General features: G+C 60.3%; 5 protein-coding genes and 1 pseudogene. All 6 read right to left on the minus strand.

Features of this window, described 5'->3' with window-relative positions; translation table 11 throughout:
• Positions 1-234: pseudogene (locus AC11W3_RS11655) on the minus strand (hypothetical protein); the annotation flags it as partial.
• A 418-nt stretch (positions 235-652) separates the two neighbouring features.
• Positions 653-826 (minus strand): twin-arginine translocase TatA/TatE family subunit, encoded by a 174-nt coding sequence (locus tag AC11W3_RS11660; protein ID WP_484089811.1) that lies wholly within the window; start codon positions 824-826, stop codon positions 653-655.
• Between the two features lie 245 nt (positions 827-1,071).
• On the minus strand, positions 1,072-2,478 hold the full coding sequence (fdhD, locus tag AC11W3_RS11665) for a formate dehydrogenase accessory sulfurtransferase FdhD (RefSeq protein WP_484089810.1): 1,407 nt from the start codon (positions 2,476-2,478) through the stop codon (positions 1,072-1,074).
• A gap of 175 nt (positions 2,479-2,653) precedes the next feature.
• Positions 2,654-3,865, minus strand: a complete 1,212-nt coding sequence (gene nrfD / locus AC11W3_RS11670; protein WP_484089809.1) for an NrfD/PsrC family molybdoenzyme membrane anchor subunit — start codon at positions 3,863-3,865, stop codon at positions 2,654-2,656.
• Positions 3,865-4,707: a 4Fe-4S dicluster domain-containing protein gene (locus tag AC11W3_RS11675; RefSeq protein WP_484089808.1), complete on the minus strand. Its 843-nt coding sequence runs from the start codon at positions 4,705-4,707 to the stop codon at positions 3,865-3,867. The genes nrfD and AC11W3_RS11675 overlap by 1 nt, the downstream gene beginning before the upstream one ends.
• Positions 4,704-7,475: formate dehydrogenase-N subunit alpha (fdnG, locus tag AC11W3_RS11680; RefSeq protein ID WP_484093062.1), on the minus strand; the 2,772-nt coding region annotated here is incomplete at its 5' end. The genes fdnG and AC11W3_RS11675, both read right to left, overlap by 4 nt.

Consider the following 7,475-nt stretch of genomic DNA (forward strand, 5'->3'; position numbering starts at 1 on the left):
TTTAAGGAGCTCCGGGTCCAGCGATGCTGCCGCTTGCGGATATGCTTTTATAAGAGCAGTCAAGGCGCCGGCGGCTTTTTCCTCGCGGTTACTCGCGGCGTAAGCCTTCGCCATAAGAGTCAGGACCTCGTCGCGGTGTTTCGTATCGGGATAGTACTTGAGGACTCTTTCCAGCCAGCTCGTCGCGTAGTAGTACCCGCCAGTCGAATAATGCTGTCTTGCCTGCTCCAGCATGTAACCTTCATCCGCCTGGGCATTGCAAACCACTGGGCACAACAGGACAAATAACAGAGATACAAGTAACAGCTTACGGAGTGCCACACTTCCCATAATACCCTCTAGTTTCTATATCTGAGTTTTATTTAATTATTACAGTAACAGGTGCAGGATAGCACGTAGAGTTAGTTCATATCAATTTAAAAGAGTGAATCAGTAATTGCATCAATAGATATGACTGTACCTATGACAATGCCGGTCAGTCGCAAGCATCACCCATCCTGCGTGACGACGAAGCTGGTTAGTTGTGAACTTAAGCTTAGTATCTAATGGCAAACTAGAAGGATTGAGTATCAGTGACGAGGAGCCAAAAAAAAGCCCGCAACGTCGAGTTGCGGGCGGATGGCACTGAAGGGAGGGGTGTTGCCGTGCTACATCAAGCTTTGGGTTCCTCGTTCAACTGCACCACATCATCGCCAGTGGAGGCTTTCTTGAAGTTCCTGATGCCGCTGCCCAGTGCCTGACCCAGTTGGGGAAGCTTTGCAGGCCCGACTACGACAAGGGCTATGACGAGGATGATGATCATTTCTGGCATACCGATTCCGAACATGTTACTTCTCCTTTGATCTAAAAACCTGTGATGATGCGGTGAAAGTCTCTGCGTATGTTACAGAAGGGCGACCTGAAAAGCAAATCCCCCCTGTCCCCCCTTTGTTAAAGGGGGGGGACGTTGCTTGTCCCGTTCACGCAGACGTCCGGCGACCTCTTCTGTTTCTCTGTTTCCTCGGTTCCTAGCCTTTCCCTGCGTGTCCTCTGTGAAGACCTCTGTGTTCGTTCCTCTGTGGTAAAAGTTTTTTACGCCTGTGCCTTTTGAGCCGTGGCTTCAGGGGTCGGGAAGTCGGCAACTGCGTTCACCTTCCCGGTATTTCTCAGCTGGTAATACTCTTCCGGCGTGTTGATATTGCTGAAGGAGTCGAAGGCGGGATCGAATCGTGCCACCTCGTCCGACGATACTTCGCGCACCCTCAGATGCGGCAGGATCGACACGATCCGTCTCTGCCCCTTCCGGAGACATTCTTCCATCACGGGCAGCGCCCCTTTCCGATACAGTGCGTGCAGCGGCTCATAACCATACGGGCTGCGCGGCAGGACGACGTCACATCCGATCCCCCTGTTGGCGATATGCCTGATCAGCCACGGATCCAGATGCGGCATGTCACAGGCCACCGTAAAGACGGCTGGATTGGAACTATCTGCCAATCCCGCGTGAATCCCTGCCAGAGCCCCCATCCCTTCAAAAACGTCAGCGACTTTCCGGCAAGGGAGGAAATGATACTGCTCAGGCGTGTTCGTAACGAGGACTACCTCGTCGAAGATCTCGCTCAATTCGCGGTAGATGCTTTCGATGAAACGCCCGCCTCTGTGAGGAAGGAGCGCCTTGTTGCTCCCCATCCGGCTGGACGCCCCGCCTGCCAGGATGACGCCGGTGACACCGGCGATCTTCCCTTTATCACATCCGACAGAGAGCCCCTCGGGGTGGGTGTAGACCTTGAAGCGGTCGGCCTTGACGTAACCGATGAGGGTGATGCCGGCCTCGTCTGCCATCCGTGCCGCCATGTCAGTCGGGGAGGTACGCGAGGCGATGACGTCGATGCCGAGGAGCGAAGCCTTGGCTACCAGCTCGGTCGAGACGCGCCCAGAAGTGACCAGGATCTTCCCGGCGAGCGAGACCCCCTTGAGGAGGGCCTCTCCGGCAATCCTGTCGATGGTATTGTGACGGCCGATGTCCTCGGCATGCAGCAGGAGAGACTCATCCCCTACCCCGGCGGAGTGCATGCCGCCGTGAGCTTTGTACCCTTCCGACTTCCGGGCCAGTTCGTCCATCAGCGCGAATACAGTCTCGGGAGCGTGCACCCCGGAGGCTCCCCTCTTCTCTCCCGTCTTGGGAAGGTTGAAGCTGATCCCGGTGCCGCAGCCGGAGGTCAGGACCGGTTTCAGCCGGTCAGGCAGTTGCCCCCGGATGGTGACGCTGGCCGCCCCGAAGTCATTGCAGACCGAGAGCGCCAGGAAGTCTTGCACCGATTCCACGAATCCCTGCAGCCGCAGGAAGCCAGCCACCAGGAAGCGCAGGTCGTGAGGCGAGGCGATCAGGGTGGCGATCTCGCGGCCGTTCACTACCAGCTGAAGGGGGAACTCGCTGACCAGTGTCCCCTCCTCAGCCTCGAGGGTCCCTTTTCTGAAGTTATATATCTTGGTCGCCAACTTCGGCTCCTTTCAGGTTGCTGCTAGTCCCGCCTCCCCTGGAGGGAGGGAGGCGGGGAGGTGGAAGGTGAATTTCGGTGGTGCTGCCGGCAGCGCTAAATCCCCCCGCCCCCCTTTGTCAAAGGGGGGCGATTGCATCCCCCTCCCCTGGAGGGAGGGGGAGAGATGAGGCGCCTCAGGCTTCGCTTCCGACCTTCCCGTGGTGGCCGGAGGCGTTGTCGGTCTTCCTGAAGCTGTCGGGGATCGAGTAGTCGACGGTCTCCGGATGGTGCTCGAAGATCGGGAAGTACTTGGCGATCAGCACGAAGAAGAGTATGTGCGCCGCGATGATGCCGACGGTGACGATGGTCTCGATGAAGGAGGGAAAGTACATGGTCCCCTTCTGCATCATCCCGAACATGGAGACGTTGAAGCGGTTCAGGATCAGCCCGCCGATCACCAGCCAGGCGGCGGTGGAGCGGAGCCTGCTGTCCTCGCGGATCCTCTCGTTCATCAGCATGACGATCGGCGCCACGACGCCGCCGAGGACCTCAACGGCGAAAAGCAGAACCAGCACCGGGCGGTCGAAGAGCGGGCCGTCGGTGAGAGCCACCAGGGCAAAGACCTTGACCGTCAGGTAGACGATCAGCCCGCAGGGTAGGATCTTGGCCAGCGTCTCCAGGAGTTCGGATTCATCGGCCTGCCCCATCCACTTGTGGCTCATGGTGGCCTCGGCGATGATGATGGAGATGCCGGCGCACATGGCGGAGAGCCAGAAGAGCAGCGGCAAAAGCGGGTTGTACCAGAGCGCGTGCAGCTTATCGACGGCGATCAGGAAGAAGGTCCCCAGGGAGGACTGGTGCAGGGTCGAGATCGAGGCCGCCGCAACGACCAGCGGCATCTCCAGGGTCCTCAGCAGCCTGAGCGGCACGTGGTAGCCGAACTTTTCGCAGACAGGCGACAGGAACTCCAGGAAGAGGACCGTGGTGTAGGCCATGACGCACATGGAAACCTCGAACATCGGGGAGTGCGGGTTCCAGTACACCAGGGTGTGCCAGCCTCGCTGGGGCTGCCCCAGGTCCAGCAGCAGGCCCACGCAGACCAGGGAGTAGCCGAGGAATCCGGTGACAATGGCGGGGCGCACCAGAGGCTCGAGCTTCTTGATGTGGAAGCAGTGTACGATCGCGCCCAGGGTGAAGGCGCCGGCCGCAAGCGGCACGGCGGTGACGACGTCGAATGAGATCCACAGTCCCCACGGGAAGGTGTCATTGAGGTTGGTGGTAACGCCAAGGCCGAAGACGAAGCGGACCATGGAGGCCAAGACGGCGAGCGTGACCAGGCCGATCAGGAACTTCACGAACTGGTGGTATCCCTTGATTTCGTTGATGATGATTTTCGCGGCGGTCATTAGCTCTCCTCCCTCTGTGATTTAGCGGCCTGCGCCCTCTGCTCTTCTTCCTTCTTCACCCGCTCCTTTCTGTGGGTGAACCAGGAGAGAAGGGACAGGGAGCCGCCGACTGTCAGGAAGATCCCCGGGACCAGGCGCAGCGCCTGCCAGGTGTAGGACGGCAGCGGACGCTTGGTGACGTGCTTGAAGCCGAGTTCGTCGAAGGGAAGCGCGGTCAGGTAGATGACGCTGGTGCCGCCAGCCTCCTCCTCGCCGTAGAGCTTCTTGAGATATTTCTCGGGGCGCAGCGCCATCCTGCGCTTTGCTTCCTTGATCATCTCTCCGCGGGTTCCGTAGCTGATGGCAGACGGGCAGGTGGTGGCGCAGGCCGGTTTCTTGCCGTCCTTGATCCTGGAGTAGCAGCCTGTGCACTTCTTCACCAGCGGCAGCGCCTTGCTCCACTCGTACTTGGGGACGCCGAAGGGGCAGGCGACCATGCAGAAGCGGCAGCCGATGCACCTGCTGGCATCATAGGTGACCGGGCCTTCCTTGGTCTTCTTGAAGGCGCCAACCGGGCAGACCGACGCGCAGGCAGGCTCATTGCAGTGCATGCACATCTCTTTGTAGAAGGCGAACTCGTTCTGCCCGTTCTTCTCGTAGTCGCGGAACTTGATCCTGGTGAAGGTGTGCTCCGACATGAGCGGCGGGTTCTGATACCCTTCCCCGCTGAAGAAGCTGGTCTTTTCCGCGTCCAGCTGGTTCCACTGCTTGCAGGCGACCTGGCAGCCGCGACAGCCTGTGCACTTGGTCATGTCGATCAAGAAGGCTTTCGCCTTCGAATAGTCATTGGTCATTTCGCTCATGCCCGCTTACCCCCTTTCTCGATGTTGCAAAGGAACGCCTTGAACTCGGGGATGCTGGTGTTGGCGCATCCTACCGACGGCGTAAGGACGTTGCCGCTGTCCCCGGTGGCAAGGCCGGCATAACCGAAGTGCCAGGGAAGTCCTACCTGCTCCACCATTTTCCCTTGTACGTTGAAGGGCTTGAGCCAGGAAGTCACCAGCGCCTTGGCCTCGATGGTGCCGCGCATGGTGGTCACCCGCACCTTGTCGCCGGTGCTGATCCCCTTCTGCGTTGCCAGGGTCTCCGAGATCTCGACGAACATGTTGGGGACCAGTTCCACCAGCCAGGGAAGGCTCCTGGTCATGGCGCCCGCCTGCCAGTGCTCGGTCATCCTGTAGGTGGTCCCGACGTACGGGAACTTGGCGGTGTCGCTGGTCATGTTGGCCGGAACCTTGACCGCCGGGCTGTGCTGCTCCTTGGAAAGGAGGTTCTTCGCCGGGCTCTCGATCGGCTCGTAGTGCTCGGGGAAGGGACCGTCCTTCATGTCCAGGGCGTAGAGACGGCCGTGCCCCTCGGGGACCATGATGAAGGGGTACTTCCCTTCCTTGTCGTCCTTCATCGGCGGCCAGGGGCCGTCGGGTACGTCCCCCTTCCACTTCTTCTCCAGCCCGTCCCAGGCGATGACCGGGCGGTTGGGGTTGAAGGGGACGCCGTCGGGGTTGACGGAGGCGCGGTTGTATATGATGCGGCGGTTGACCGGCCAGCACCAGGCCCATTTCGGGAACATTCCCAGCTTGTTGGGGAGGTCGGTCGCGTCGCGGCGAGCCATCTGGTTGCCGTCCTTGGTGTAGGAGCCGCAGTAGATCCAGCAGCCGGAAACGGTGGAGCCGTCGTCCTGCAGGTACTTGAACATCGGGACCTGGTCGCCGGCCTTGAACTCCAGGGTCTTGTCCTTGTCGACGATCTTCATGTCCTTGGTGAAGTAGCCGTTGATCTCCTTGGCCACCAGGTGGACGTCGGGCTCCTCGGCGCCGTAGTTCCAGGTGAGCTTGGTGAGCGGCTCGGGGAAGGTGCCCCCCTTCTGGTAGGCCTTCTTGAGCCTCATGGCGAACTGGTTGATGATCCAGAGGTCGCTCTTGGCCTCGCCCACCGGCTCGACCGCCTTGTAGCGCCACTGTGCCCAGCGCCCGGAGTTGGAGATCGAACCTTCCTTCTCGACGGAGGATGCTGCCGGAAGGAGGAAGACCTCGGTCTGGATCTCCTTGGGGTTCACGCCCGGACGCTTCCAGAAGATCGAGGTCTCGGTTTCCCAGAGATCGACCGCCACCAGCCACTTCAGTTTGCCCAGCCCTTCGCGGGTCTTGGTGGAATCCGGCCCGCCGACCGCGGGGTTCTGCCCCATGCAGATCAGGCCGTCCAGCTCGCCCTTGCCCATCTTCTCCATCAGCTTCACGAAGGAGTAGTTGCCGCTTCTCTTGGGAAGGTAGTCGTAGCAGAAGCCGTTTTCGGCGGTGGCGTTGTCGCCGTACCAGGCCTTCAGCATGCTGACCGTGTACTTCGGCGTGTTGCCCCACCAGTTGGCGCTCTTCTTGTCCTTGGTCTTCGGCGTCCACTTCTCGAGGTAGGCCTTAAGGTCGACGTTGTCGAACTCCGGCGACTTCAGGTACCCCGGGAGGAGGTGGAAGAGGAGACCGTAATCGGAGGAACCCTGGACGTTGCTCTCGCCCCTGAGGGCGTTGACGCCCCCCCCGGCGATGCCGATGTTGCCCAGCAGAAGCTGCAGCATGGCGGTGGCGCGCACGTTCTGGGTGCCGTGGGTCGACTGGGTGATGCCCATGGCGTAGAGGATGGTCCCCGCCTTGTCGGCGCGCCCGGTCGAGCAGAAGGCCTTGGCGACGGCCACGTACTCTTCCCTCTTGGTGCCGGTGATGGAGCAGACCATGTCGACCGTGTAGCGCGAGAAATGCTTCTTCATGAGCTGGTAGACGCAGCGCGGGTTCCTGAGGGACTTGTCGAGCTTCGGATTCCCCGCCCCGTCCAGCTCGTAGGCCAGGGCCTTGACGTCGTAGGTCTTCTCCTTCTCGTCGTAGGCGCAGAAGAGGCCGTCCTGGAAGCCGTACTTCTCATTGACGATGAAGGCCGCGTTGGTGTACTCGCGGACGTACTCCTCGTGAATGAGGTGGTTCGTGATCGCGTAATTGATCAGGCCGCCCAGGAAGGCGATATCGGTGCCCGGACGGATCTGGGCGTAGTGGTCCGCCTTGGAGGCGGTCCTGGTGAAGCGGGGATCGACGGCCAGGAGCTTCCCGCCGTTGTCCAGGGCCTGCTCGATCCATTTGAAAGAAATCGGGTGATTCTCAGCGGGGTTGCATCCTATGGCGAGGATGGCGTCCGCGTTCTTCAGGTCTATCCAGTGATTCGTCATTGCCCCACGTCCAAACGAAGCCGCCAGACCGGCGACTGTAGCGGAGTGTCATATTCGGGCTTGATGTTCGAGGTTGGCGACCCCCATGGCGCGGGCAAACTTGCTCCAGAGGTAGCACTCCTCGTTATCGAGGCCGGCGCCGCCGAGGAACGCCATTCCCTCGGTCCTGTTGACCACGTATTCCTTGTTGTCCTTCTTATTGATCTCTTTGGCCTTGAAGCTGCGGTCGCGGGTCTCCTTCATGTTGCTGGCGATCCGCTCCAGCGCCCAGTCCCACGACTTCTCAACGAACTTGTCGCTGCCGGGGGCCCGGTACAGCACCTTGTTCAGGCGCCGCTCGTTGTTGGCCACCTGGAAGAGCGC

The organism is Geomonas sp. (assembly GCF_056994735.1).